The sequence below is a fragment of the Paraprevotella xylaniphila YIT 11841 genome (assembly GCF_900683745.1).
GTDB lineage: Bacteria > Bacteroidota > Bacteroidia > Bacteroidales > Bacteroidaceae > Paraprevotella > Paraprevotella xylaniphila.
The window spans coordinates 255,090-280,975 of sequence record NZ_LR215980.1; the positions used below are offsets into that span (position 1 = coordinate 255,090).

Annotated in this window: 20 protein-coding genes and 6 tRNA genes; 7 read left to right on the forward strand and 19 right to left on the reverse strand. The window is 46.2% G+C overall.

The features are described 5' to 3' along the window. Positions 1-129: 129 nt before the first annotated feature. Both E0E47_RS01075 and E0E47_RS01080 read left to right on the forward strand, forming a co-directional pair. Complete coding sequence (locus E0E47_RS01075) at positions 130-747, forward strand: hypothetical protein (protein WP_130892636.1); 618 nt, start codon at positions 130-132, stop codon at positions 745-747. Positions 748-791: 44 nt separating this feature from the next. Then, on the forward strand, positions 792-1,445 hold the full coding sequence (locus tag E0E47_RS01080) for a hypothetical protein (protein WP_130892637.1): 654 nt from the start codon (positions 792-794) through the stop codon (positions 1,443-1,445). Positions 1,446-1,743: 298 nt separating this feature from the next. Here the strand turns inward: E0E47_RS01080 and E0E47_RS01090 are convergent, their stop codons facing one another. Genes E0E47_RS01090 through E0E47_RS01105 form a run of 4 tightly spaced genes read right to left on the reverse strand, consistent with a single transcriptional unit; the run spans position 1,744 to position 7,527 of the window. Further along, on the reverse strand, positions 1,744-1,971 hold the full coding sequence (locus E0E47_RS01090) for a winged helix-turn-helix domain-containing protein (RefSeq protein WP_130892638.1): 228 nt from the start codon (positions 1,969-1,971) through the stop codon (positions 1,744-1,746). An 11-nt stretch (positions 1,972-1,982) separates the two neighbouring features. Then, on the reverse strand, positions 1,983-3,332 hold the full coding sequence (locus E0E47_RS01095) for a TolC family protein (RefSeq protein ID WP_008627297.1): 1,350 nt from the start codon (positions 3,330-3,332) through the stop codon (positions 1,983-1,985). Continuing rightward, positions 3,329-6,463 (reverse strand): efflux RND transporter permease subunit, encoded by a 3,135-nt coding sequence (locus E0E47_RS01100; protein ID WP_008627306.1) that lies wholly within the window; start codon positions 6,461-6,463, stop codon positions 3,329-3,331. The genes E0E47_RS01095 and E0E47_RS01100 overlap by 4 nt, the downstream gene beginning before the upstream one ends. Beyond that, positions 6,460-7,527: an efflux RND transporter periplasmic adaptor subunit gene (locus E0E47_RS01105; RefSeq protein ID WP_130892639.1), complete on the reverse strand. Its 1,068-nt coding sequence runs from the start codon at positions 7,525-7,527 to the stop codon at positions 6,460-6,462. The genes E0E47_RS01100 and E0E47_RS01105 overlap by 4 nt, the downstream gene beginning before the upstream one ends. Positions 7,528-7,698: 171 nt before the next feature. Between E0E47_RS01105 and E0E47_RS01115 the strand changes: the two genes are divergently transcribed. Further along, on the forward strand, positions 7,699-8,565 hold the full coding sequence (locus tag E0E47_RS01115; RefSeq protein WP_130892641.1) for a helix-turn-helix domain-containing protein: 867 nt from the start codon (positions 7,699-7,701) through the stop codon (positions 8,563-8,565). Between the two features lie 59 nt (positions 8,566-8,624). On the opposite strand, the gene cysQ is transcribed toward E0E47_RS01115, so the two are convergent. The 12 genes from cysQ to E0E47_RS01175 all read right to left on the reverse strand — a co-directional run bounded on the left by cysQ (position 8,625) and on the right by E0E47_RS01175 (position 18,267). Next, the gene (cysQ, locus tag E0E47_RS01120) at positions 8,625-9,434 is read right to left on the reverse strand and encodes a 3'(2'),5'-bisphosphate nucleotidase CysQ (RefSeq protein ID WP_008627320.1); all 810 of its coding nucleotides are present in this window, start codon (positions 9,432-9,434) and stop codon (positions 8,625-8,627) included. Between the two features lie 162 nt (positions 9,435-9,596). Further along, positions 9,597-11,111: a TrkH family potassium uptake protein gene (locus E0E47_RS01125; RefSeq protein ID WP_008627322.1), complete on the reverse strand. Its 1,515-nt coding sequence runs from the start codon at positions 11,109-11,111 to the stop codon at positions 9,597-9,599. 53 nt (positions 11,112-11,164) lie between these two features. Further along, positions 11,165-11,653: a GNAT family N-acetyltransferase gene (locus tag E0E47_RS01130; RefSeq protein WP_008627324.1), complete on the reverse strand. Its 489-nt coding sequence runs from the start codon at positions 11,651-11,653 to the stop codon at positions 11,165-11,167. Positions 11,654-11,774: 121 nt separating this feature from the next. Next, positions 11,775-11,848: transfer RNA gene (locus E0E47_RS01135), tRNA-Asp, on the reverse strand. Positions 11,849-12,015: 167 nt separating this feature from the next. Beyond that, on the reverse strand, positions 12,016-13,356 hold the full coding sequence (locus tag E0E47_RS01140; RefSeq protein ID WP_130892642.1) for a TolC family protein: 1,341 nt from the start codon (positions 13,354-13,356) through the stop codon (positions 12,016-12,018). After that, entirely contained in the window at positions 13,346-16,387 is a 3,042-nt protein-coding gene (locus E0E47_RS01145; RefSeq protein ID WP_008627330.1) for an efflux RND transporter permease subunit, read from the reverse strand. The genes E0E47_RS01140 and E0E47_RS01145 overlap by 11 nt, the downstream gene beginning before the upstream one ends. A gap of 16 nt (positions 16,388-16,403) precedes the next feature. Beyond that, positions 16,404-17,486 carry an efflux RND transporter periplasmic adaptor subunit gene (locus tag E0E47_RS01150; RefSeq protein ID WP_008627332.1) on the reverse strand — a complete coding sequence of 361 codons (1,083 nt, stop codon included), beginning with the start codon at positions 17,484-17,486 and terminating at the stop codon, positions 16,404-16,406. A gap of 364 nt (positions 17,487-17,850) precedes the next feature. Further along, positions 17,851-17,924: transfer RNA gene (locus E0E47_RS01155), tRNA-Asp, on the reverse strand. 6 nt (positions 17,925-17,930) lie between these two features. Further along, positions 17,931-18,003 (reverse strand) — tRNA-Gly (locus E0E47_RS01160). Positions 18,004-18,016: 13 nt separating this feature from the next. Beyond that, a tRNA-Tyr gene (locus E0E47_RS01165) sits at positions 18,017-18,099 on the reverse strand. A 5-nt stretch (positions 18,100-18,104) separates the two neighbouring features. Beyond that, positions 18,105-18,181: transfer RNA gene (locus E0E47_RS01170), tRNA-Arg, on the reverse strand. Positions 18,182-18,189: 8 nt separating this feature from the next. Then, positions 18,190-18,267, reverse strand: a tRNA-Val gene (locus E0E47_RS01175). Between the two features lie 299 nt (positions 18,268-18,566). Here E0E47_RS01175 and E0E47_RS01180 point away from each other — a divergent pair. Then, positions 18,567-19,304 (forward strand): nucleoside-specific channel-forming Tsx family protein, encoded by a 738-nt coding sequence (locus E0E47_RS01180; RefSeq protein WP_008626202.1) that lies wholly within the window; start codon positions 18,567-18,569, stop codon positions 19,302-19,304. A 111-nt stretch (positions 19,305-19,415) separates the two neighbouring features. Here E0E47_RS01180 and uvrB read toward each other — a convergent pair whose 3' ends face one another. Then, on the reverse strand, positions 19,416-21,437 hold the full coding sequence (uvrB, locus tag E0E47_RS01185; RefSeq protein WP_008626203.1) for an excinuclease ABC subunit UvrB: 2,022 nt from the start codon (positions 21,435-21,437) through the stop codon (positions 19,416-19,418). A 152-nt stretch (positions 21,438-21,589) separates the two neighbouring features. Between uvrB and E0E47_RS01190 the strand changes: the two genes are divergently transcribed. Genes E0E47_RS01190 through E0E47_RS01200 form a run of 3 tightly spaced genes read left to right on the forward strand, consistent with a single transcriptional unit; the run spans position 21,590 to position 23,283 of the window. Beyond that, a complete protein-coding gene (locus E0E47_RS01190; protein WP_232038284.1) occupies positions 21,590-22,423 on the forward strand; it encodes an outer membrane protein assembly factor BamD in 834 nt (277 codons plus the stop codon). A gap of 34 nt (positions 22,424-22,457) precedes the next feature. Continuing rightward, positions 22,458-22,793: a DNA-directed RNA polymerase subunit omega gene (locus E0E47_RS01195; RefSeq protein WP_008620281.1), complete on the forward strand. Its 336-nt coding sequence runs from the start codon at positions 22,458-22,460 to the stop codon at positions 22,791-22,793. Positions 22,794-22,827: 34 nt separating this feature from the next. Continuing rightward, positions 22,828-23,283 (forward strand): DUF4293 domain-containing protein, encoded by a 456-nt coding sequence (locus E0E47_RS01200; RefSeq protein ID WP_130892643.1) that lies wholly within the window; start codon positions 22,828-22,830, stop codon positions 23,281-23,283. A 71-nt stretch (positions 23,284-23,354) separates the two neighbouring features. Here E0E47_RS01200 and E0E47_RS01205 read toward each other — a convergent pair whose 3' ends face one another. After that, complete coding sequence (locus E0E47_RS01205; RefSeq protein WP_008626207.1) at positions 23,355-24,077, reverse strand: porin family protein; 723 nt, start codon at positions 24,075-24,077, stop codon at positions 23,355-23,357. Next, positions 24,074-25,825 (reverse strand): amino acid ABC transporter substrate-binding protein, encoded by a 1,752-nt coding sequence (locus E0E47_RS01210; RefSeq protein WP_130892644.1) that lies wholly within the window; start codon positions 25,823-25,825, stop codon positions 24,074-24,076. Before E0E47_RS01210 ends, E0E47_RS01205 begins: the two co-directional genes overlap by 4 nt. Positions 25,826-25,886 lie beyond the last annotated feature (61 nt).

A 25,886-nucleotide genomic window follows, 5' to 3' on the forward strand; every position in this document is an offset into this window, starting at 1 on the left:
AAAATCGAAATTTTTTCCATATTTTGCAGGTAAGTGGTAGAATATGTTTTATTCTTTGTTGACTTTGTGAAGTTGAAGTGAGAAGTTGGTTCCTTATATTAACTTAATGTGATAAATTGAACTGAAAATATGAAAAGGATTTTACTGTTAGTCAATATGACCCTTGGGTTGGGAGCTTTGGCCAATCACGCCGTAGCCAATATAACGCATGACGAGAAGCCCGGTTATTATAGTGATAACCGCACGGACTTGGAATTTAATGGGAATACGTGTGGAGTCATGGTAAACGGTTTCTTTGTGAAAAGTGACATCGGCATCGATTTCCGTTCCGTGGGACATCTTTGCCAAAGGCCACCCGTACCCTTTACCATAAAAGGAGTGGGGGAAAACGGATTGGACTCTATTGTGGTAGAGGCGGCTCCGAGTGAAAAGAATCCGGTCGTTATAAATGGGGTTCCATATTCTGATATTGTAAATTATGTACAAGAAAAGAAGTCTGAATGGGTAACTTTGGAGGAAATAAAGAAACAGTATTTCCCGAAGGTTCGAGGAAAGTGCCTGTATATGGTTAATAAATACTTTATCACAAAGGATTGGGAGTCTTATAGATTGGATAAGGATTTCATATTGAAAGTGGAGGCATTGCCCTCTTCGGAATGTGAAATTTTTGAAGGCCAATCTCCCTTTACCATTATTAGGGTTTTTACGGACGTGATATCTAATCACAATCCGGGGCGCATCGGGTGATTTTGCGGATTAAAATAGGAGTAGGATGTATAAAAAGATGGGTTATGAAAAATAGTTTTTTCCCTTGTGGCATCATTGTTGGTGTTTTCTTTTGTTGGTTTCCGTCTTATTCTGTCGCCAGGACTCAACTTCCTCCGGCATGTGTAGATTCAAAAACGGACCAAAATGGTTTCTTGAACGAATTGTCCACCGAGGATTTTAACAAGAGTGCTATCGGTGCTTTAGTGGACGGAGTGTTTGTAAAGAGTCTGATAGGGGTGAATATGGATTCTTTACGTACGTTCAACATTGTGAGTGGCGGCCCTTTGACCATAAAGGGAATAAAGACGGAAAATGATTCGATCGTAGTGACGCAAAAGGATTTCCATAAGAATCCGGTACGGATTAATGGTATGGATTATACCCGTTTTGCTTGCACGTCATTTGGAAAGAAAGTGGAACTCCTTTCTTTGGATGACATACGAAAGACTTATTTCCCTCAGATGGAGGACACGCCTTGCATGTATATGGCCAACAAGTTTTTCCTGATGAATGATTTGTCTTCTTACAAGTTCGACAAGGATTTTATCTTGAAAGTGGAACTGTTGAAGTCGACGGATTTCGAGGAGTTCAAACATGCCCCGTTGTTCTATATTATCCGGATTTTTACGAAAACCAGAGAGAACCTGAAACACTATAATGTCATGCGCTTAAAGTAAACCAAGCATGGAAAGGCAAGATAAAATACCTCTTCATGATGTCGCATTCCTGCTGATAGTCAGGTTTGACACTATTGTCAGATTGGAAAATGCCGTGCATGTGGCCCACCATTGTATCCTCCCAACCCCGTAGGAGGAGCTTTTCTGCCCAATCGGGAATCTTATATCCGAAGCGGTTTGGAAAATGAAAAATTCTATGGTTGGGGATGGAAGATGGGGAATGTTTTGCACGGTGGAAAAAACGCCGATGCTTGTATTTATGGCATCGGCGTTTTTAGTTTAAAGGCGGGTCGGGTATTTATCCGAATTTGAACATGATGTCTTCTTCTTCGTCCGATACCCAGAATGTAGAGTCCTTTTTCTGAATGAAGATGTTGTTTTCACGGGCCAACCAACCGACGGCCAGTGCCGTGTCTTCTACACTAAGTCCTAACTTCCCTGCCAGGTCTTGCAGGGTGATTTCACGCGTTTCTTTCAGGATGCGCCAGATTTTTCCGGCATTGGTCCCAATTTCTGATTTGTACATAATTTATTGAATTAGTGTGGGTATAATGTACCCGCTGCTTTCTTGTACTTGACGTAACTCAGGTACAGTTGGTAGTGGGCGTTTACTTGGGTTTCGTATGCTTGCTGCCAGAGGGCTTGTGCCTCCAAATGGTCGGACAAGGATTCCAAGCCGACAGTATATTGGCTATGGCTTACTTTCCGGTTTTCTTCTGCCTGCTCCAAAGAGCGGTCCGCAATCTGGCATTCCATTTTGGCCTCGTCTAAGTTGTGTGCCGCCTGCGTCAGTTCGAGAAGCATTTGTTCGTTCAGGTTTTCTTTTTCCAACAGTGTCTGTTCCAGTTTGGCTTTGGCAGCCCGGACTTTGTTGGAACGTTCACCAAAATGATACAAGGGCAGGCTCACGTTCAGCAAGACGGAAAAACTGCCGTCTTTGAAAAAAGTTTCATCGTTCAGTTCAAAGCCGTGCATGTAGTTGAATGCGCCTTGCAATCCGACTTTCGGCATCAACTCGCTGCGGTTCAGCTTGATTTGTTGACGTGCCATGTCTTCCTGTTTGTCGAGCAGTGCATATTCCGGGCGTGCAGAGATGTCGGAGATTTGTATGTCCATCTGTTGCTCAATCTCAGGGAAATCTTCTGAGATACGGATTGGGGAATCCAACGGTTTGCCTATCAGATGGCAGAGGTTCATGGCAGCCAACCGGAGGGCGTTATCGGCTTTGCGGACGGCGAGTTCGCTTTCGTTGAGTTTGACTTGGACTTTGAGTACGTCGTTACGTGGTTTCAGGCCGTGACGGTGTGCGCTTTCTACATTGTTTAAAAGTTCTGTGAGGACAGTTTGGTATTTTTCTGCCACTTTTTTCATCTCTTGTGCTTTTACCATCAAGGCGTAAGCATCATCTGTCTTCACGATGACTTGGGTGGCCGTCAGTGTTTCGTTGATTTGTGCCATTTCGTTGCCCAAAACGGCCATCCGGTAGGCTGCTTGGATTTTCCCACCCATGTAGAGCGGTTGTTCCAATTGTATGCCGCCCAGGAACATCGGTCCGATTTCATAGTCGAGGCTTATACCCGGGAAGAAGGCGAATTGTTGGAGTTGTCCCGTGGCAGAGAAGATGGGGAGTTGGCCACTTCCGGAACTGTATCCGCCGTCGGCGGTGCTATACAGCCCGGTAGCGTTGGCTGTCAAATTGGGAAAGAAATTTCCTTTATAACTTTTCATCGTGTAGCGTGCACTCTCCGTCTGCCGGAAAGAAGCTGCCATTTCTTTGTTATGGGTCAAAGCCATTTCCCTGCATTGTTTCAGGCTTAATGTCTCTTGTGCACGCGGTTGGGGGATGAGACATGTTATATATAGGATAGAAATGATAATCTTTTTCATGCTTCGGTCTGTTTGATGTGGAAGAATAAGGCATAAAGTACCGGAATAAATAAGAGGGTAATGAGTGTGCCGAACAGCAGGCCGCCCATAATGGAAGCTGCCAATGAGCCGAACATGGAATCCGTCAACAGGGGAATCATACCCAGAATCGTGGTAAGCGAAGCCATCATGACCGGTCGCAACCGGCTTTGTGCACTGTCGATGAGGGCTGTGATGGGTTCTACCCCCCGGTTGAGCTGCAATGTGATTTCGTCCATCAGTACGATGCCGTTTTTAATAAGCATGCCGATAAGTCCCAAGGTTCCTACGATGGCTACAAAGTTGAAAGTCTTTCCGGTCATGAGCATGACCGCTACGACACCGACTAATATGAATGGCAGGCAGCAGAAGATGATAAGCGGTTTCCGGTAGTCTTTGAATAACATAATCAGGATGGTGATCATGAGGATGATGGCGAAAGGGAAGTTACGGAACAAGTATTCCATGGACTGGTTGTTGGCCGCTTTTTCTCCTTGCCATTCCAAACTATAACCTTCAGGAAGGTCAATCTGTTCTATTAAGGGGGCGATGCTTTGCCAGGCCTTTTCCGTTTCTATTCCCGGAGCCGGTGAACATTGCACGCTTTGGCTGCGTTGTCCGTTGTAACGTGGTATGACCGGGTCTTCCCAACGTATGTCTACTTTTTTGCTGATTTGCTTTAATGGCGTACTGCCCATCAGACTTTCCACAAGTTCTTCTTTTGACAAGGTTCCGGATTTCAGTTTCACCATGGTTTCCTCGTTGAGAAGTCCGTTCAACGAAGGTAAGGAAGAAAACACCTGGGCGTTGTTCAGGTCTTCTATGGGGGTGCCTTTTTCGTTTAGGCAACGTAGGTAAATGTTGTCCCGATGAATACCTTGATAGAACGAACCGATGGGAATGCCGCTGGTCGCTGTAAGCAACGACATGCTGACATCATTCCGGCTTAACCCCAATGTACGTGCAGCCGGTTGGTCGTATTCAACCGTGAGTACTGGTATTTGCGGATCCCAGTTGGTGGTGATAAGTCTTATCTCCGGACTTTTTTCCATGATGACCCGTGCACTGTCGGCCAGCCTGTGGAGCACGGCTGGATCCGGCCCCAGGAATTGTGCTTCGATGGGGTACTTCTTGAACATCAGATTGTAGCGTTTCATCTTGACGTAAGCGTCAGGATAATGGGCCGTCAAGTAGTCTTGAATCTCGTCCATGTGATTTTCCAACTCTTCCGGTGAGGTGAAATCGATAATCAGTTCTCCGTACGACAATGAGGGGTTGGCAATGCTGCGCACCAAATTATAACGGCCGGGAGTTCCTCCTACTGAACGGGTTACGTGCGTGATTTCCTTACGGCTTTTCAGGTAGGCTTCTATCTCTTCCAGGTCATGTGCCACGCGGGATGAGTTGGTACCTTCCGGTAATTTGTATTCCATATACATTTGATTGTACACCATGTCGGGGAAGAAACCTTGCCGCATGTAACCGTAGCCCCAGGCTGACAATCCTAATAAGGCAACCATGGACAGCACAAAACTCCAACGGTGGCGCAGGCCGAAAGAGAGTGACTTACGCAGAAGGGCATACGGCCAACCCTTGTAAACCCGTTTGCCGGAAACGTTTTGATCTGCTTCCGGATGAAGACGGCGTTCGGCCATTAAGGGCACATGCGTCAGGGCCAATACCCAACTTAATAATAAGGATACGGCCAAAACGATAAATAAGTCCCGCGTGTAGACACCTGCCGTGTCAGGAGACATGAAGATGGGAAGGAAAGCGATAATGGCTATCAGTGTAGCTCCTAATAGAGGCATTGCTGTTTGCCGTCCGATGGCTGTCATGGCTTCCATCCTGTTTTTCCCGGCCTTCAGGTCCACCAGGATGCCGTCTACGATGACGATGGCATTGTCTACAAGCATTCCCATCGCCAATACGAATGCTGCTAATGACACACGTTGCATGGTGCCGTCCATGGTTTCCAGAAATAAGAAGGAACCAAACACAGTGACGACTAAGCTGATTCCGATAATCAATCCGCTTTTGAATCCCATGGTCAGCATGAGGATGAACACCACGATAATGACAGATTCAATCAGGTTGATGACGAAGGTTCCTAAAGAATCTCCGACACGTTCCGGTTGATAGAATACTTTATGGTAGTCAACTCCAACAGGCAAGCGTTTGTCCTTTAGTTGGGACAGTTTCTTTTCGACGGCACTTCCCACTTTGACGATATCCGATCCCGTGGATGCAGCTATCAGGATGCCGATGGCGCGTTCGCCGTCGTAGAACATCTCATTCCGCGTGGGTGATTCGTAATCTTTTTCGATTCGGGCAATGTCGCGTAGGCGAAGTTGGTCGTCGTCATGTCCTTGTATGAGCATGTTGCCGATGTCTTCCACGGTTTGGAACTTGTTGTTTACCGTAACACGGATACGGTTGTCTCCATTTTCGTAATATCCAGTATAAGTGGTTTGGTTCTGTCCGTTCAAGGTTGCCAGTACTTCAGCCGGTTTTACACCGAGGTTGGCCATGCGGTCTTGCAGCAGGGATATGTTGATACATTCCGGCCGTTTGCCATATAGTTCCACACGTTCAATCCCTTTCAGTACAGCGAGTTCCCGTTTGATGAGTTCTGCATAGTCGGACAGCTCGCGATCGCTCAGACCGTCTCCGGTGAGGGCATAAAACATGCCGTATACATTCCCGAAATCATCTTTTACTATCGGTGCGGAGGCTCCGGCGGGCAACGTATTCCGTACGTCTTCTACTTTGCGTCTGAGAAGGTCCCAATACTGTTCCACATCGTCATCCTTGACGGTGGTCAGCAATTCCACTTGAATAAGTGAAAGGTCGTTGTAAGAGTAGCTTTCGATATAGTCGATGCCGCCCATGTTGCGGATGCTTTTTTCCAATACGTCTGTCACTTCTAGCTCGACCTGATGAGCAGAGGCTCCGGGGTAGGTGGTGACAATCATGGCCGTTTTGACTTTAATTTCAGGATCCTCCAGTTTGCTCATCTCGTAACACGACCATGCGCCGCCTGCTATGAGTACCGCAATGAAGAAATAAACCAGGTTACGGTTTTTGAAAGCCCATTTGCTGATGTCTGTCATAACAATCCTCCGATATTGGTTTTACTTGTGGCCGACAGTGGAGTTACAGTTTCCCCGTCTTGAATATGATGGATACCGGAAGAGACGATGAGGTCTCCAGGTTTGATTTGCGCTGAAGTGACTGTGGCTTTTCCGTCGGTATGCAGTCCGATGAGGATGATATTACATTTACGTACTTTCTTTTGTGCCGTCTCATAAAGGAAAACGCTTGTTTTTCCATTTTCGTGCAATATGGCATTTGCAGGGATTGTCATTGGAGCTTTTTCCGTGGTGTCGCATAGGATGGTCACCATTGTGTTCATGCCAGGAGAGGGTTGGGGGAGAGAAGTGTTTTCCCATTTCAAACGCATGGTGTATAATTGGTTGGCATTGGCTCTCGGGATGACATAGAGCGGTCGTAGGGTATGGTGCTTGCCTGGATAAATGTCGAAAGTGCAATAGTATTCTTTGAATTGCCCGCGTCGTATGTATTCGGCTGCAGGCAGATTGATTTCCACTTCCGGACGTTCGCTGCTCATCATGGTGAGTACGGGCATACCGGCTCCCACTGTTTCATGAGGTTCAAACAGGTGCTTGTCGATGTAACCGTCAAAGGGGGCATACAACCGGGTATAGGATAGTTGGTCCTTATGATGGTTGTATTTGGCTGTGATTTGTTTCAATCCATATTCTGCTTTGTCGTTGGCTGCCGGTGTGGTGCCTCCGTCTTTATATAAGGCCATGACCCGTTCAGCCTCACTCTTCACTTGTAGGTATTCAGCTTCCGTGGCATCCAGTTGTATTTGGTAATCCGTGGGGTCGAGGTCTGCCAGAAGTTGCCCTTTTCGTACCCGTGTTCCGTCCTTTACATATATTTTACGAATGGTTCCGCTGACCCTGAATGACAGGTTGGCATCTTCCGCAGCCTTTACTTTACCCGGGTATTGAAGGATGCTCTGTTCGGCAGCGGAAATCACGGTGTCTGTTTTGACAGTTTGCCGACGGCTGCTTTCCTGTCGCGTTTGTGAGCAGGCTGTGAATAAAAAAAGGATAAATCCTCCTATGATAACATTAAACTTCTTCATAAAAATAATTCTTTGGTTCTATATGCAAATATATCTGGTTTGTCGGATATTTGAAAGTTCTAAAGGGCTTATTTTTTGTCTGATTTGTATGTTTTTAACTACCGATGTGACTAAAGTTTTTCAGAATTATATTTATTTTGTTCCAATGAACAGTTTTATTAATAATTAAGGATGGAGCAAGCTATGATTCCTATACGGGTAAGCCGTTTGTCCGATTGGAAAATATATGGTTCTCAGTGGGGGCGTTTGCGTTCCACGCTTGATCGATGTGGTGTGTTCTTTTGTCGTGCGGGAGAAGTGGAATTGGAAATAGACAATACACCTTATATAATAAAGCCGGGAGATATTTGTTTTTATGTGGCTTCGGCTTTGGTACGCGTATTGCGGGTCGGTGGAGAAATAGACGGTGTAGTGGTAGAGGTGGACGTGGATTATATTTTGCCTATCAGTAACAAAGTGTTGAATGTGCAGGACATTTTGTTCATGCGCGACCATCCTTGTATTACGCTGACAGATGCGCAGTGTCGGTATGTGGATAAACTTTTGGAACTTTATATGCGTAGGATAAAAGAAGGAGACGGGCAAGTGGGCAGTTCCAAATGCCGTTCCTTGAAAGTCGAGTTGATTAAGGCCGGTGGTCAAGCATTATTTTATGAATTGCTGATGATATACTATACCAACCGGCCGATGCATCCTGTACAACGGACACAGAAAGATATTATTTTTCAACGTTTCATTGTGGATTTGTTCAATCATTACCGGGCAGAGCGCGAAGTCCTTTTCTATGCGGAAAGACAGAACCTTTCGGCACGTTACTTTTCTTCGGTTGTGAAAGAAAAGTCCGGGCGTAGTGTTTTGCAATGGATCATACAGATGGTGATTTCAGAAGCCAAACAGCTATTGGAGTGTTCGGAGTTGAGCATTAAGGAAATTGCTGTCAGGTTGAATTTTTGTACGCAATCGTTTTTCGGAAAGTATTTCAAGCAATACGTAGGCGTGTCTCCGAAGGAATATCGTGAACGTTCCTTGGCTTTGTGAGATTTTGGTATACTTATTGTAAAACGGCTAAAAGAGGCGGATTTAACGCCTCTTTTCCGTTATTTCACGATGAACCATGGGTTTAATAAGTTTTCCTTGTTGTAATGTAACGGTGTCCTTTCATCCGTTAGGTATATATTTTTTCCGGAAGCCCTTACAATGGCATGTCCGGCTGCCGTATCCCATTCCATTGTGGGGGCAAAACGCGGATAGATGTCTGCCGAGCCTTCTGCCACCCTGCATATTTTGAGTGAACTTCCGCAAGAGATAAGGTTTACATGTCCATATTCGCTTTCCAGCTTACGGATGTATTCCTCCGTCTCAGGGGAAAGATGGGAACGGGAGGCTACGACCACAAAGCCTTTCGTGTCGGCCTGTTCCAAAGGCAACCGGTCTGCCTGTTCCATCAAATCGTCGGGAGAAAGGCCGGCGGAACGGGTATCAATATCTTCTATCCTGTAAGCCCCGATGCTGTCTTCCGAGAAATAGAGCGTACGGCTGACCGGTACGTAAATTACCCCCAATACGGGGATGCCGTTTTCTACCAGTGCAATATTGACCGTGAATTCTCCGTTTCGTTTGATAAATTCTTTTGTGCCGTCCAATGGGTCTACCACCCATAAGGTTTTCCATCCTTTTCGTTTGTCATAGTCGGTCAACCGGCCTTCCTCGCTCAATACGGGAATGGACGTGGCATCCAATTCGTCCATGATACGGGCATGAGAACGTTTGTCAGCTATGGTCAGCGGGGAATTGTCCGCTTTGCGTTCGATGGCGAAATCTGCCTTGGGGTCATCGTAAATGTTCAGAATGTCCTTTCCGGCAAGCAGGGCTGCCCTGATGGCACAAGATAATAATTCGTTTTGCATGATGTTCCTGTTGTAGATGCTTTAGTAAAGATGGCAAAAGATGAGTGCACAATCTCCACCTTACAAAGATAACAAAAATCGGTGTAAAACTTGGGCTTGCAATACAAAATCTGTATGAAAAACGTTTATGAATGCCTTTTGAATGGGCTCGGAATGAAAATTCTACCACTCTTTCCAGAAAACCGGACTGAACAGGATTAGCACACTGAACAATTCCAGACGACCGATAAGCATAAGGAAAGACATGACCCATTGACACACGTCGGGCATGCTGCTCATGGTGTATGCCGGACCGTAGTAGCCGAAGCCCAAACCGGTATTGCCCATGGCAGAGAGGGAAGAGGTCAGGGCTTCCAGGAAGTCTATTCCGAAAAACGTGAGCAGGAAACACCCTGCAAAGCCACATAACAAATAAAAAAGCGTGAAAGTCGTGACGGTATTCAATAAGGGGAGAGGGACAACGTGTTTGTTGATTCGCACCGGCAGAATGGCATTGGGGTGAATAAGCCTTTTGAATTGGTTCTTGATGGCGTGAAACAGAATCATGATACGCATGTTCTTGATACCGCCGGCTGTGGAACCTGTACATCCTCCGGCCAGTATGGCAAAAATCAGGAGCACCCAGGTGAATTGGGGCCATAAAGTATAGTCGTCGGTCACGAGGCCGCAAGAGGTATGGATGGTAGAGACTTGGAAGAGTGCCTTGCGGAAAGCTTCTTCGAGTGGATATTGTCGTTGGAAGAACAGGCTAGCCGTGATGAGGAGTGTGATGACACATACGGAACCCAGGAACCATCGTGTTTCACCATCTTTGAAGAATTTGCTGAATTTGCCTTGCAGGCATAAAACCAACAGGGAGAAATTCAAACTGGCGATGACCATAAAGGCTGAGGTGACGTATTCAATGAAAGGAGAGTCCCAATAGGCTATGCTGTCTTGTTTGGTGGAGTAGCCTCCGGTTCCCATAATGCTGAATGAATGGCACACCCCGTCGAACAGGTTCATGCCTCCGAGACAAAGTAAACCGATACATAAGCCGGTCAGGATGATGTACACGGTCCAGATGAGTTTGGTGGTCATGCTGATTTTCGGGTGCAGTTTGTCGTGCGTCACGCCCGTAGCTTCTGCGCTGAAAAGCTGTAGATTACCTCCACCGAATATGGGCAGTAAGGCTATGGTGAAGCATACGATGCCCAAACCGCCCACCCATTGAGTCAGGGCGCGCCAGAAAAGCATGCCTTTGGGCATGGAGTCGATATGGTCGAGCACGGTGAAGCCGGTGGTTGTAAAACCAGACATGGTTTCGAAGAATGCACCTGATACGGACGGGATTTCACCGCTCATCAGGAACGGAAGCATACCTAAAATGGTAAACATCAACCAAGTGAGGGTTACGATACAATAGCCGTCCCGGCGTGTCATCCAGGTTTTGGCACCTTTACCATAAGCCGTCAGTCCTCCTCCGGTAATCAAGTTGATGCCCGCAGCGTATAAAAAATATTTATAGCTGTCTTCGTGGTATAGTAAGGAGACGCCCATACAAATGAGGAGCATGCCGCCCTCTACCCAAAGCAGGATGCCGATTACGTAGGCAATGAGTTTGGCGTTGATGATATTGTTGAGCGGTGCATGTCCGTTGTTTTCTTTGGATTGAAAGTCGTAAGTCGTTTGGCTCATATTAATAAGATGAATGGATATGGAATATAATATTGAATTATTGGGTAACGGGTTCACGGGCGTAATATCAACTCCCAGTCTGTGACATCCAAACGTTTTCCGAATTTGGTACCTACTTTTTCAAAAAAGGCTACTTGTTCAAATCCGAGTTTGCGGTGCAGGGCATAGCTAGCTTCATTTCCGTGGGTGATACAAGCAATGAGTACATAACAGCCTGATTTCCGGCATTCCTCAATCAGCCGTGACATCAGTTGTCGTCCTATGCCCTGGCGGGCAGACGAAGAAGAGACGTAGACGGTTGTTTCCCAAGTATGGCAATAAGCAGCCCTTTCCTGCCACAAATGGGCATAGGCATATCCGATGACCTGTCCGCCCTCTTCGAACACCAAATAAGGAAACCGGGAAGAGATGTCGGCAATACGTCGGTACATCTCGTCTTCAGAAACGGCTTCAGTCTCAAAGGTAGCTACGCTATGTAGGATATATTCATTATAGATGTCTGCGATGGCTTTAGCGTCGCTAAGCTTTGCATATCTGATCATGACTGATTTTTATTTGATATGCAAAAATACGAAAAACGCCTGTCATTACAGCCTTTCGGGAGGATTTATTCGCCAAGAGGATACAAAAAACTCTGAAGTAACTGTACTTCAGAGTTTTAAGCGGTGCGTACGGGACTCGAACCCGTGACCCCATGCGTGACAGGCATGTATTCTAACCAACTGAACTAACGCACCTTTAAAAGAGGAATCAGGCGATTTCCTGATTGCGAGTGCAAAGGTAGATAAAACGAATGGATGAACCAAACTTTTTGGCGTTTTTTTCTCTGCTTCGTTTGTCTTTTCTGTCGTTTTTCCCCCGCAGACTCTGGTTTTACGCTTTCCTCTTTTCGTTTTTGCTGTCTTTATTCATTTAAATAAGTCAGAACCTTTCCGCTGAGTTGGAGCAAAGAGATTTCGCACATTTTGGTATCGTATTCCGAAACCAGAAGTCGTTCTTCCGCATCCAAAAGGCTTTGTTGGGCTTCTCGCATTTCAAATCCGGAGAGGTCTCCTTTCATGTAACGCAGATTGGCATATTCGTAATTTTCCTGGGCGGCCACAAGGTTTTGGCGTTCCATCAGCATCACCTGCCAGTTGTTGCGATAGGCTTGCCACAAGTCGCTCAAATCCGATTTCAAAGACAGTTTCAGATCTTCCCGTTCCAGTTCGGCGTATTCAATGGCCAGTTGTGCATTTCTTTTTTGCATTTTCCGTTTGCCGTCGAATAAGTTGAAACCGATGGTGATGCCGGCGTTCAGTCCCCAGTTGTCCCGCTTCTTTGTGGAGGAAAGCTCGTAGCGGTTTAAAGTGTATCCATATCCTGCATTCAGACGTACGTAAGGATAGTCGCGGGACATGATTTTCTTATAGTCGGCTCGTACGACTTCCGTATTATTGTCCGCCATTAGCAAGGAGGCGTTGGTGGCCAATGTGGCTTGCCATAATTCATCGTATTGCAAATCCGGATTGACATCTATCGCCGTATCTCGTATGCCGATAAGTGCCGTTACGTCATGGTTGGCCATCAGTTCGTTCAATTTTATCCGGGATGAGTTCAGTACTTCCCGTTGTTTCATGTATTGGGCACTGTCTGCGTTGAAGTCGACCTTGGCTTGCAAATAATCCAGACGCGAGAAATTACCGATGTGGTACCTGACTTCCACGATACGCATGCGTTCCTGCGATAAAGACATGGCATGGCGGAAGTTCTTCAAACGGATTTTTTCTTGTATGTAATTGTAATATTCGGCCGTAAGCGATGCCACATAGTCTTCTATCGTAATGCGGGTTTGCAGTTCCCCCTGTTCTTTCAGGAGCTGCAGTTGCTTGTAATTGGTCCACACGCTGAAACCGTCGAAAACAGTCCAGTTCAGGTCGATGCCGGCATCTACAGTCCCGTCATACGCTCTGCGCTCGGTGGTGGTAACGTTTGTGGAGCGGGGAGTAGTACGGGTTGACCCCAAATCACCACTGTAGGATGCACTGAGGTCTACAGTGGGCAACATTCCCGCATTGGCCCGCGTGGCGTTGTTTGCAGCCGTCTCTTGTTGGTTTTTTACCATTCGGATGGAGAAGTTGCTCTCCAGTCCGCGTGATAAACATTCTTGCAAAGTGACTGAACCTTCCGCTTCCATCATGTCTTGTTGGGCCTGTATAGGCAATGTGCACAAAAATAAAACAGGCCACAGTATCTTATTTTTCATTTTTCTCCTTTTTATTGATTCGATTGGTTGATATGTAACTATACACAGCCGGAACGATATACATGGTAAGGAAAGTGGATACCACCATACCGCCTACTACGGCAATACCCATGGCAATACGTTGGTTGCAGCCTTCTCCTGTGGCAAAGGCCAGGGGGATCAATCCTAAAACGGTAGAAGCGCTGGTCATTAAGATTGGTCGCAAGCGTTGCAGGGCAGCATCGTGTACAGCCGTTACCTTGTCTTCACCGTTTTCTTGTTTTAAATTCGCGAACTCTACAATCAGGATACCGTTTTTAGCCACCAGTCCGATTAACATGATGATACCGATTTGGCTGAATACATTCATGGTGATATCGTTGAAGTACATGAATATCAGTGCTCCGGCAATCGCAAGCGGTACGGTAAGCATGATGATGAAGGGGTCTTTGAAGCTTTCGAACTGTGCTGCCAGAATCAAATAAATGAGTACTAACGCTAAAATAAAAGCGAACATCAGGCTAGAGGAACTTTCGCGGAATTCCTTCGAGTCACCGGACAATGAGGTGCGGAACGTGTCGTCCAATACCTCTTTGGCAATCTTGTCCATTTCGTCCAATCCTTGTCCGATAGTTTTTCCGTCGGCCAAGCCAGCTGAAATCGTAGCGGAAACGAAACGGTTGTAACGGTAAAGTTTCGGAGGGGCAATGCTGCTTTCCAATTCGATAAGATTATCCATTTGAATCATCTTTCCGTCGCTGCTTCTCAAATAAATGGCTCGTAAATCGGCCGGTTTGTTACGTTGCTGCCGGTTTATCTCGCCCAGAATTTCGTATTGCTTTCCATTCATATAGAAATATCCCATGCGCTGTCCGCTCAGTCCGTATTGCAGGGTTTCAGACAAATCACGGGTGTTGACTCCCATGATGTTGGCTTTGTCGCGGTTGATGTGGATGCGAATTTCCGGTTTACTGAATTTCAGGTCGACATCTGCCATTTGGAAAACAGGGTTCTCGTAGACTTTTTCCATAAATACCGGAAGGACTTTTTCCAACTTCTCGATGTTGGTCGCTTGCAAAACATATTGTATAGGCATGCTTGAACGACGCCCGCCGAATGAGGATTGTTGTTGCACGAAGGCACGTGCTTTGGTTTTCTTTTTGACGGCTTGCGACAATTTTTCGGCAGCTTCCATCTGAGTGTAATCCCGGTCTCCCATGTCTTTCAGGCGGATTTGTACATTTCCGCTTCCGCTGGATACACGGGCGGTCACAGCATCTGCGTCGGGGATTACGGAGTCTACGATGCTGTTGATGTCTTCCGTATAATCCCGGATGTATTCATACGTCACGCCTTCTGCTCCACGTGTGTTGATGGTAATCATGGAGCGGTCTTCCAATGGAGCCATTTCCGAAGGTATGGCTCCCCACAGATATACGATAGCTCCCAACATGAGGACAATGACGGGAAGTGTCCATATACGATGGCGCAGGACAACTTGCAAGGAGCGGCTGTACATATTGTTCATTCCGACGAAGAAGGGTTCCGTAATACGGTAAAAGGCATTTTTCTTTTTCTGTTGTTTAAGGAGCTTGGTAGCCAACATGGGGGTGAATGTCAGTGCCGCGAACGATGATATGACTACCGCTCCCGATATGACCATACTGAACTCCCGGAAAAGCCGTCCGGTCGTTCCCTCCATAAATACGATGGGGAAGAACACGGCTACCAACGTGACCGTCGTGGAGATGACGGCAAAAAAGATTTCTTTGGCACCTTCTATTCCGGCTTTCTTAGGATTCATGCCCTGCTCTATGCGGATATAGATGTTCTCAGTCATCACAATGGCATCGTCCACCACAAGGCCGACAGCCAGTACGACGGCCAACATGGTCAGTACGTTGATGGAGAAGCCAAACAAATACATGATGAAAAACGAACCGACAAGAGAGACCGGAATCACAATACATGGTACCAATGTGACGCGCCAGTCGCGCAAAAACAGGAAAATGATGATAATTACCAGGACGAAAGCTTCATACACCGTCTGTTTTACCTCATTGATGGAGGCGCGAATGAATTTGGTATTGTCGAATCCGTAGCTGTAATGCACATCGTCCGGCAGGTCCTTTTTCATTTGCTCCATGCGTTCATACACGGCGTCGGCGATGTTGATGTGGTTGGCACCCGGTTGAGGCACGACGACTACGCCGACCATTGGCACGCCATTCATTTTCATATAACTTTTGATGTCGGCAGCTCCAAGTTCTGCCCGGCCGATGTCGCTGAAACGGATAATTTGGTTTCCCTCGTGTTTCACAATCAAATCATCGAACATCTTGGCCGTGTTCATTAACCCCATGGTACGGATGTTCAGTTCTATGGTATTTCCTTCTATGCTGCCCGACGGCAATTCGACATTTTCATTGTCCACTGCATTTTTCACGTCCATAGGCGTGATACCGTAACCGGCCATTTTGATGGGGTCAAGCCACAAACGCATGGAATATTTTTTCTCTCCCCAAATGGAAACACTACTTACGTCGGAAATCGTTTGTAACTGTTCCTTGACGGTCAAGTCGGCAATTTCGCTCAATTCGAGCAAGGAACGTTTTTCGCTTTGCAGGGCAACCATAAGGATAGGAGAGGCATCGGCGTCGGCCTTAGATACGGTAGGAGGATCGCAGTCCCGTGGCAAGTAGCGTTGGGCGCGGGAGACTTTGTCGCGGACATCGTTGGCCGCAGTTTCCAGGTCGACCGAAAGTTCAAATTCTACCGTGATGCGGCTTTGCCCTTGTTGGCTGACACTCGTCAGAGAGCGGATGCCTGGAATGCCGTTGATATTCTGTTCCAACGGCTCTGTAATTTGGTTCTCAATGACATCGGCATTCGCCCCTGCGTACGAGCAGGACACCGATATGATCGGGTTGTCCACCGAAGGATATTCACGTACACCGATGTAAAAATAACCAATCATTCCGAATAACAGGATGATTACGGTCATCACGGTAGCCAATACGGGGCGGCGGATACTTAACTCTGATATGTTCATATACGTCCTCCTTCTCTTAATCTACACGGTCGAGTACAATGGGTAAGTCGGTGCGTAACTGCAACGTACCGGATGTGATTAACGTGTCTCCCACCTGCAATCCTTTTAATACCTGCACGCGGTCTTCTGTGCGTAAACCTACGGTCACTTCAACCGGTTGTGCTTTGCCTGATTTATATAAGAATACTTTGTCTTTACCCATTTCCGGTACGATAGCTTCGGCCGGGATGGCAATGGCGTCTTGAATTTCCTGTTTCTTGAGATTGATGCTGGCGTAGCGTCCCGGTGTAAGGCGTCCGTTGGGATTTTCATATAGGGCACGGACTTTCAGCGTGTGCGTGTTTTCATCAATGGCAGACTCCTTGGCATACACTTTTGCCGGGAAGTTTTGTAAGGAACCGTCTATGGTGAATGTCAGAGCCGTACCCGGATTGACTTCATTAACGTAACGTTCCGGGACGGAAAACTCTACTTTCAGTGGGATGATACGGGTGAGTTTGCTCACGATGGTGGTAGGAGAAGCGTATGCTCCCACACTGATTTGGCGTAAACCGATCACTCCGTCGAAAGGTGCCCGTAATTCCGTCAATTCTATTTGGGCTTTTACGATGTCGATTTCTGCTTTTAAGGTTTCGAGTTCCGTACGTACTTGTTCGTATGCTTCCTGGCTTACTGCATCGTGCTGCAATAGGGTACGTTGGCGGTATACTCTGTCATTGGCCAGTTTGAGTTGGGCTTGCAAGCGTTTTAATTCGGCTTGTAATTGCCTGTCGTTGACTTTGGCTAATAACTGTCCTTTTTTCACATGGCTGCCTTCTTTAAATCCAATCTCAACGACTTGTCCGGATGTCTCGAATGAAAGGTCTACTTCTTCGTCTGGTAATAGATTGCCGCTGACTGTGAATTCATCAGTGAGTTTGCCTGTACGGATTTTTATGGCATTGACATTTAAGATACTTTTTTTAGTCTTGCCTCCTTTGTCTGTTTTGTCGGCTTGGGCTAATTCAGGATTCATTTTGGGTAATTGCGAATAGATGCCCCAGACGGCTAAGCCGCAGGCAATAAAGGCTACAAGCCCCCATTTTACTTTTTTATTCATTTATGTTTTTCTTATATGTTGCTGTTGGGTTATTTTGAGCGAAACAGTAAGTAGGCGCATTTGCCAAAGATAGTAGTGGTAAATGCACAAATCTTATCTTTTCATATATATCCCTGCATATAATAACAGTATTGCCGGTTTCTATGTGCAATTTGTTGGGTTGTATATATAAAGTATCGCATTTGTCTTTTTAATAAGATGGGATAAAAGTACAAATAATTTCGGTAAGGAAAACTTATTCATACTTTTTTTTAAATAAAATAAACAGTTTCAGGAAAAACTATCGCTAATGAAGACGCAAGGGATTATTCAATCTGAACGTATAAGAAATCTCCGACTATTTTCGATAGCCGGAGATTATCAGCGGTGCGTACGGGACTCGAACCCGTGACCCCATGCGTGACAGGCATGTATTCTAACCAACTGAACTAACGCACCTTTAAGAGCGGAAAACGAGACTCGAACTCGCGACCCCGACCTTGGCAAGGTCGTGCTCTACCAACTGAGCTATTTCCGCAATTTTATGGTTGTGGGTGGAGATGGATTCGAACCACCGAAGGCGTAAGCCAACAGATTTACAGTCTGCCCCATTTGGCCACTCTGGTATCCACCCGCTCTTGGTGACTCCGACAGGATTCAAACCTGTAACCTTCTGATCCGTAGTCAGATGCTCTATTCAGTTGAGCTACGGAGCCGTAAGAGGTGGTGGGCGTTGACGGATTCGAACCGCCGACCCTCTGCTTGTAAGGCAGATGCTCTGAACCAACTGAGCTAAACGCCCCTCTCTCGCATTGAAAAACGTTCAGGTTTTTAAGTTTTGCCTGTGTTGTTTCTCGTTTGCGGTTGCAAAGGTACGCACTTTTTTTTATCTAGCAAACATTTGAGGGATTTTTTTTTTCGATGTTTTTTTGTGTGTATGCTGTGATGTTTTTTAAGAATCTAATTCTTATAGGGTTATGAGGATTGTCTTTTTTGTATACAGAAGTGTAGAAAGGACGGTCTTCTACTTTCTTTTAGGGGGACATTCGTTTTTGGAGTATTTTATATAACTTTGCCGGCGTTTTTTTAAAATCAAAAGTAATGAAAAAAAAGTTTATTTACGTCGGGGCATTGTGCCTGTGGGGTACAAAAAGCCTCGCCCAACTCAACGTCCAGTTACATTACGACCTGGGTCATGGGATGTATGGCAACGAGATTTCTTCGCGCCAGCATCTGACAGCAACCGTTGAGAATTTCTCTGCCGACAAGTGGGGAAGTACCTATTTCTTTATGGATGCCGATTTCGGTGACAATGTTTTGCGTGGAGCCTATGGCGAGTTTTCCCGGGAAATCCAAACTAAGAAAATGCCGGTGGCATTCCATGTGGAGTACAACGGTGGTTTGAGTTATGGAACCGGAAAGGGAGATGGTTATGCTTTCGGTGATGCCTATCTGGCCGGCGCGGCTTACAACTGGAATAGCAAAGACTTTGCCAAGGGATTTTCCGTACAGGCCATGTACAAATACTTGGCTAAGAATGGCCCTTATTGTCATAGCTGGCAGTTGACAGGCGTTTGGCGAAACCGTTTTGCCGGAGGCTTGTGTACGTTCAGCGGTTTTGTCGATTTGTGGTACAATAATACCGTGAACGGGAATCTCATCCTGATGTCGGAACCGCAATTTTGGTTTAATCTGGCTGCGTTGAGAAGGGTAAGTGACGATTTCAAGTTGAGTATTGGTACGGAGGTTGAAATCAGTAATAATTTCGTGTATACGGAAACCGGACAAAACAACCGTTTTTATGCCATACCTACGATTGCATGTAAGTGGGAGTTTTAGACTTTTGGGGCTGAACAGACGTTTCCGTATGTTGAGGAAGTTTATATAAAATAGGAAAAGGAGGAAGGCATAACCCAAAAGCCCTTCCTCCTTTCCTTTTCTCCGGGTGCTTTATTTTCCTTTCAGCATCTCTTCCATACGCAGCATTTCGTCCCGATATTGGGCGGCTTCGATGAAGTCTAACTTCTTCGCCGCTTCCTGCATGAGTTTTCGGCTGCGTTCTATGCTCTTTTCCAATTGGTCGCGCGTCATATATTCCATGATAGGGTCGGCCACTGCCATTTTTTCTTCCGGTTCGATATAAGCACGGGGTTCCGCGTGAGCTTCCGCATTGGCACTGATAAGGTCGGTCATTTTCCGGCCTTTCTTGATTTGTTGCGGAGTGATGCCATGTTCTTCATTGTATTTAAGCTGCTTTTCGCGCCGTCGGTTGGTTTCGTCGATGGTTTTCCGCATGCTGTCCGTGATTCGGTCGGCATACATGATGGCCTTGCCATGTACGTTACGGGCTGCCCGTCCTACGGTTTGTGTGAGCGAGCGATGCGAACGCAAGAAGCCCTCTTTGTCTGCATCCAGGATAGCTACTAAGGAAACTTCCGGAAGATCCAACCCTTCACGGAGTAAATTCACACCGACTAGCACATCGAAGCGTCCGGCACGGAGGTCATCCATAATTTGCACACGTTCAAGCGTGTCTACGTCGCTATGGATAAAATTGGTGCGTATGTCGTGCTTCATGAAGTAATCGGTGAGTTCTTCCGCCATTCGTTTGGTCAGCGTGGTGACCAAGATTCTCTCGTCTTTCTCGATGCGTTGCTGTATTTCTTCCATCAGGTCGTCCACTTGGTTCAGGCTTGGACGCACCTCGATGACGGGGTCGAGTAGTCCGGTAGGGCGGATAACCTGCTCCACTACGATACCTTCGCTCTGTTGCAGTTCATAGTCGGCCGGAGTGGCAGATACATAAATGACCTGTTTGGCCAGTTGTTGGAACTCTTCGAATTTCAAAGGGCGGTTGTCCATGGCAGCCGGAAGCCGGAAACCGTATTCAACCAAGTTCTTTTTGCGGGCGCGGTCTCCGCCGTACATGGCATTGATTTGCGGTACGGACACGTGGCTCTCGTCGATAACAATCAGGAAATCCTCGGGGAAGAAGTCCAACAGGCAATAGGGGCGTGTACCGGCCTCACGCCCGTCGAAATAGCGCGAATAGTTCTCGATGCCGCTGCAATGCCCCAATTCGCGTATCATTTCCATATCATACGTGACTCGTTCGTATAATCGTTTGGCTTCATACGGCTTTCCTGTCTCTTCGAAGTAACTTACTTGTTTGTGCAAGTCGTCTTCTATCTGGTGTATGGCTTTCGCCGTACTTTCTTTTGTGGTCATGAACAAGTTGGCCGGATAGATGCGGTATTCGTCGAAACTCCCCAAGCGGAGGCAGCTTACGGGGTCTACCTCTTCTATGGCATCGATTTCATCGTCCCAGAATGTCACGCGCAAGAGATTGTCGGAATAAGCCAAGTAAATGTCTACTGTATCACCTTTGACCCGGAAGCACCCACGTTCCAGATTCAAGTCGTTCCGGGTGTACAGGCTGTCGACCAAACGTCGGAGGAATACGTTGCGGTCTAACAATTTGCCTCGTTTTAGTTCTATCACATTGTCATAAAAAGCCGCCGGGTTCCCCATGCCGTAGATACAACTGACGGATGAGACGACCACTACGTCTTTCCGTCCGGACAGGAGGGCGGAAGTTGCCGCCAACCGCAACTTGTCTATCTCGTCGTTGATGGCCAAATCCTTTTCTATATAAGTGTCGGTAGACGGGATGTAAGCCTCCGGTTGGTAGTAGTCATAATACGACACATAATACTCCACGGCATTGTGCGGGAAAAAGCTTTTGAATTCACCGTATAATTGTGCGGCAAGTGTTTTATTGTGGCTGAGAATCAGCGTAGGCTTGTTGATGTTCTGGATCACGTTGGCTATCGTGAAGGTTTTACCCGACCCGGTCACGCCCAACAGCGTTTGGGCCGGCACGCCCTGCAAGACTCCTTCCGTGAGTTGGGCAATGGCTTCCGGTTGGTCTCCGGTAGGAGAATAATCGGCGGTCAGCTCGAATTTAGGCATATTATGGCTTGGATATTTTAAGTTTCTTCAAGCTACAAAAATAGGTATTTTATCTCTAAAAAGCCGTTTCATGTGCTTTTTTTGCATTTAAAAACTTCCTTTCTTTGCAAAATTCGATGCTTTTCCATAATTTTGCAGTTCAATTGTACAATATGAAACGGATTTTTTTATGGCTGTCGGGAGCGATGTTGTTGTTGGCTTCGTGTAACCAGTATAACAACGTGATGAAGACTGCAGATTACGATTATAAGTACGAGGCTGCAAAGGAATACTTTGTCAAGGGGCAATATTCCCGTTCGTCCGTATTGTTGGGGGAGCTTGTCACTTTGATGAAAGGGACTTCGCGTGGGGAAGAATGCCTTTATATGTTGGCGATGTCGGAGTTCTGTGACGGTAATTTCGATGTGGCGCATTCCTATTTTAAGAAATACTATCAGTCTTATCCTAAGGGAGTTTATGTAGAGTATGCCCGTTTTTATGCGGGGCGTGCCCTTTATGAAAGCGTGCCGGACACGCGTTTGGACCAGAGTAGTACGATGGCTGCGGTGAAAGAGTTTCAGGATTTTTTAGATTACTATCCCTATACGAGTCTGAAAGATCGGACACAGGAGATGATTTTTGCTTTGCAAGACAAGATGGTGGAGAAAGAATTTCAGGCCGCTAAGCTATATTACGATTTAGGTTCATATATGTATAACTGTTCGTATGGAGGCAGTAACTATGAGGCGTGTATTGTGACGGCTCGTAACGCCTTACTGGATTATCCGTATGCCAGTCCGGAACGTCGCGAGGAGTTTTCCATTATGATATTGCGTGCCAAGTATCAGTTGGCTTTGCAAAGCGTGGAAGAGAAGCGGTTGGACCGTTATCGTGATACCATAGACGAATATTACGGCTTCATGAACGAATATCCCGAATCTAAATACTTAAAAGATGCGCAGCGGATTTTTGCGCAGTCGGAGAAATATGTGAATAAGAAATCTTAAGGGTAAAAGAAACAAGTAAATCAATTATATAATTATGGATTATAAAAAAACAAATGCGCCTACAAACACAGTGACCCGTGACATTATGGATCTGTGTGACGAAACCGGTAATATCTATGAAAGCGTAGCTATCATTGGCAAGCGTGCGAATCAGATTTCTTTGGACATTAAGAATGAGTTGTCCAAGAAATTGCAGGAGTTCGCCTCTGTAAGTGACAATTTGGATGAAGTTTTCGAGAACCGCGAACAGATTGAGATTTCCCGTTTTTATGAGAAATTGCCGAAGCCGTCGTTGATTGCCACGCAAGAATTTGTAGAAGGGAAAATATATTTCCGTAATCCGTTGAAGGAGAAAGATACGATAGAATAAGCGGATATTTATTTTTATAATATTGTCGAACGGTATGATTCAAAGAATCCAGTCTGTCTATCTTTTCTTGGTTGCGGTATGTGCGGTGGTATGCTTGTGCATGCCCGTAGGACATTTTCACCAAGGCGGTATCGGGATAGCAGATTTCTATAATTTATGGCTTACGATGGCCGACGGGGCGCGAGTATTTGCTCCGTGGGCCATGTTTGTACTGTTGGTTTTGGCAGCGTTCACTTCGTTTGCAGCCATATTTTTGTTTAAGCGCCGTATGTTTCAGGTGCGCTTGTCCGTGTTCAGCAGCCTTATCTTGGTGGGCTACTATATCGTGTTCGGGGTTTTCGTTTACGTGTTTAAATCCCGTTATGATGCTGATTTCACCCTTTCTTGGACTGCGGCCTTTCCGGCGGTAGGATTGATATTAGACTATCTGGCTTTCCGGAACATTATGAAGGACGAATTGATTGTCCGTTCGCTTGACCGTTTGAGATAGGGAAAAGAGGGATAAAATAAAAAGAAAGTGCGTTGGAATGGATGGCTTCATTTTAACGCACTTTCTTTTTTTTACTTTTTGTCTGAAGACCGTCGCGTACGTACAATATCGAATAGGTAACTGGCTTTTACCACGATAGTGCCATTGGCCGACCGGCCGAACACGTCTTTCTTGCCATTGCCGAATATATCGCTCAATCCGTAGTAGTAACGGCCTTCCAAAAGGAAATGTCCGATTTTGGTATTGACCTCAAGACCAGCACCGGCTGTGATGCCATATTCAAATTTGTTTTTTACCGGCATGTCGTATTGTTGGTTCACTTGTCCCGGACGGAGGTTCAGAGTCGAGTCGTTGAAAAGCCCGCCTTTGTGTCCCTTGTCGCCTAAATAAAAGCCGACTTGTGGACCGGCTACGACATAAAACAAAGCACCTTTTTGTTCGTATCCCCAACCCATGCGGGCTAACAATGGAATTTGTATGTAGCTGATATCCCGCTTGTAGGTATCGTTGGACGTTTCTATCAATTCTTCCCATCCCAAATTGGTATAATTAACCTCCAGTTGGATGGAACACAAACTTTTGAAATACTTTTCGCAGGTATATCTGGCCGTGAAACCAAAAGTCGGTGCCCCTTTGAATTTTTGTTGGATGGTAGGGTTGAACATGACTTGGTTCAGCGTGTATCCTGCATTGAAACCGACGGCCAGGTCGTTACGCGGTTCACCGATTTGACCGTACACTTTAGAAGTCCCGATGCAGCAGGTCGCTATCGCGATGAGGAATGCTTTTCTCATTTTTTCAGTCGGATTAGTTCAATGCTGTGGGATGGACTGTAGTGGATAAATTCGATTTCACGGTTAATAAAGCCGCTCCAATTACTGATGCGTTGGAAGTCGAAACGATGTTGATAAGTAGTCGTGACGATTTGCGAAAGATGTTGGTCGAAAGCTTCTCCATACGTAGATATGCCTTTCAGGAAATAAATCGCCGTGTCGAAACCCAACATACCGAAACGTGGCCACGACACGAGGGTCGGCGTGTGGAATGCCTTTTGGTAGGCATTCTCAAATTCGTCGGCGTTGCCGTTCAGCGGATTCCTGAAAAAGGAAGAATAGGCGTATGTGTTGAATTGGTAGAAGTTCTCCAAATGATTGTTGGCGTACGTCTGCCATTCTGGATACCCTACCAGTTTGATTCTGTATTCGGGGTTCTTTTTAGTGAACTCTTTCAGCTTGGGAAACAGTTGGTTTAACAGTTTGATACTGGATGAGTTGGGAATGATGACATTGTCTTTGTATTGGGTCATTGCCTCCATCCACTTTATTTCATCGTCGTTAAGTCTCAGGTGGTTTGCCTTGCTGCCGTTTTGTTGTAACCGTTTCCGTGTTGCATCGACGAATGCAGCTGCGTCTTTGTCGTTTTCAGTGCCTTCCAAGAAAATGACGTTCTCTTTTCCGAAGAGTTCCGTGGTCAGCCGCGCAGCTTCCGCAAACTGGTATGATTTGGGAGGGTTGATGGCGTAATAATATGGATTTTCATATACATTGTCGCCAAGGGAAGAAAAAGGTACTACCAACTTGATGTGATGGTGTTGGCAGAATTTGCTGAGAGGTGCAATCTGTTCCGGGTACAAGGGACCGATGATAAAGTCAAGATGGTTGAGAGGGTGGTTGTTTACGATGGCTTGGATGTCACCCGGGCTTTTACCTGAATCGTAGGCGAAGATATCTACTGACGTTCCGGATCTCTTCATGTTTTCTACCGCCATCAATACCCCCCTGTAGAATTCAATCATCTTTTCGTTTTCCGGCGTGCCTCCTTTGAAAGGCAATATCACCCCTAAACTGATTTTTTTCTGTGGGGCAGACACTGTTTTCTTCCCCATCAATTCTTCATTGGTTGGGATAACTTCTTTCGGCTTTTCCGGTTTAGGAAAAGGGATACAGACGAAGTCTCCTTTGCGGAGTTTATAACCAGGCTCGTTCATTTCCGGATTTGCCGCTTTCAATTCGGCTTCCGTCAGATTGAAATTCTGGGCGATGCTGTACAAAGTTTCCTTGCGTTTTACCTTGTGCATTTCCCGGCATCCGGATTGTGCTACTCCTTGTGGTTGGGCGGTTTCCTTTGCCGGGGCTATATTCACGGGCATGGTGGAAGCCGGGATACGGATGACCATTCCCGCCTTGAAGTTTTCGGCCGTAAGTCCCGGATTGGCTTTGCAAATATCGTCGGCACTTACTTGGTAAGTTTTAGTCAGTTTGTAAAGTGTTTCTCCGGCTTGAATCGTATGGAAACGTTTTTCTTGCGTGCCGTTTTGCTGTTGCGGGATTGTCAGTGTTCCTCCGGCTTTGATGCCTGTCGAGGCTGTCGGGTTCAGCTTGAGGATAGATTCGGGAGATACCTGATAAGTGCGGGCTATGGAATATACCGTTTCTCCTTGTTTGATGGTATGTACAAATGTTTCTGTTTCCTGCGCACGAGCCGTCAGTTGTAAGGAAAACAGGGCGATTACGACATATATAAATCTTTTCCAGTGTGCCATTTCTTTTTTTCTGATATTGCGGACAAAATTACATAAAAAAAGTGGTTATGTCAACGGGAAA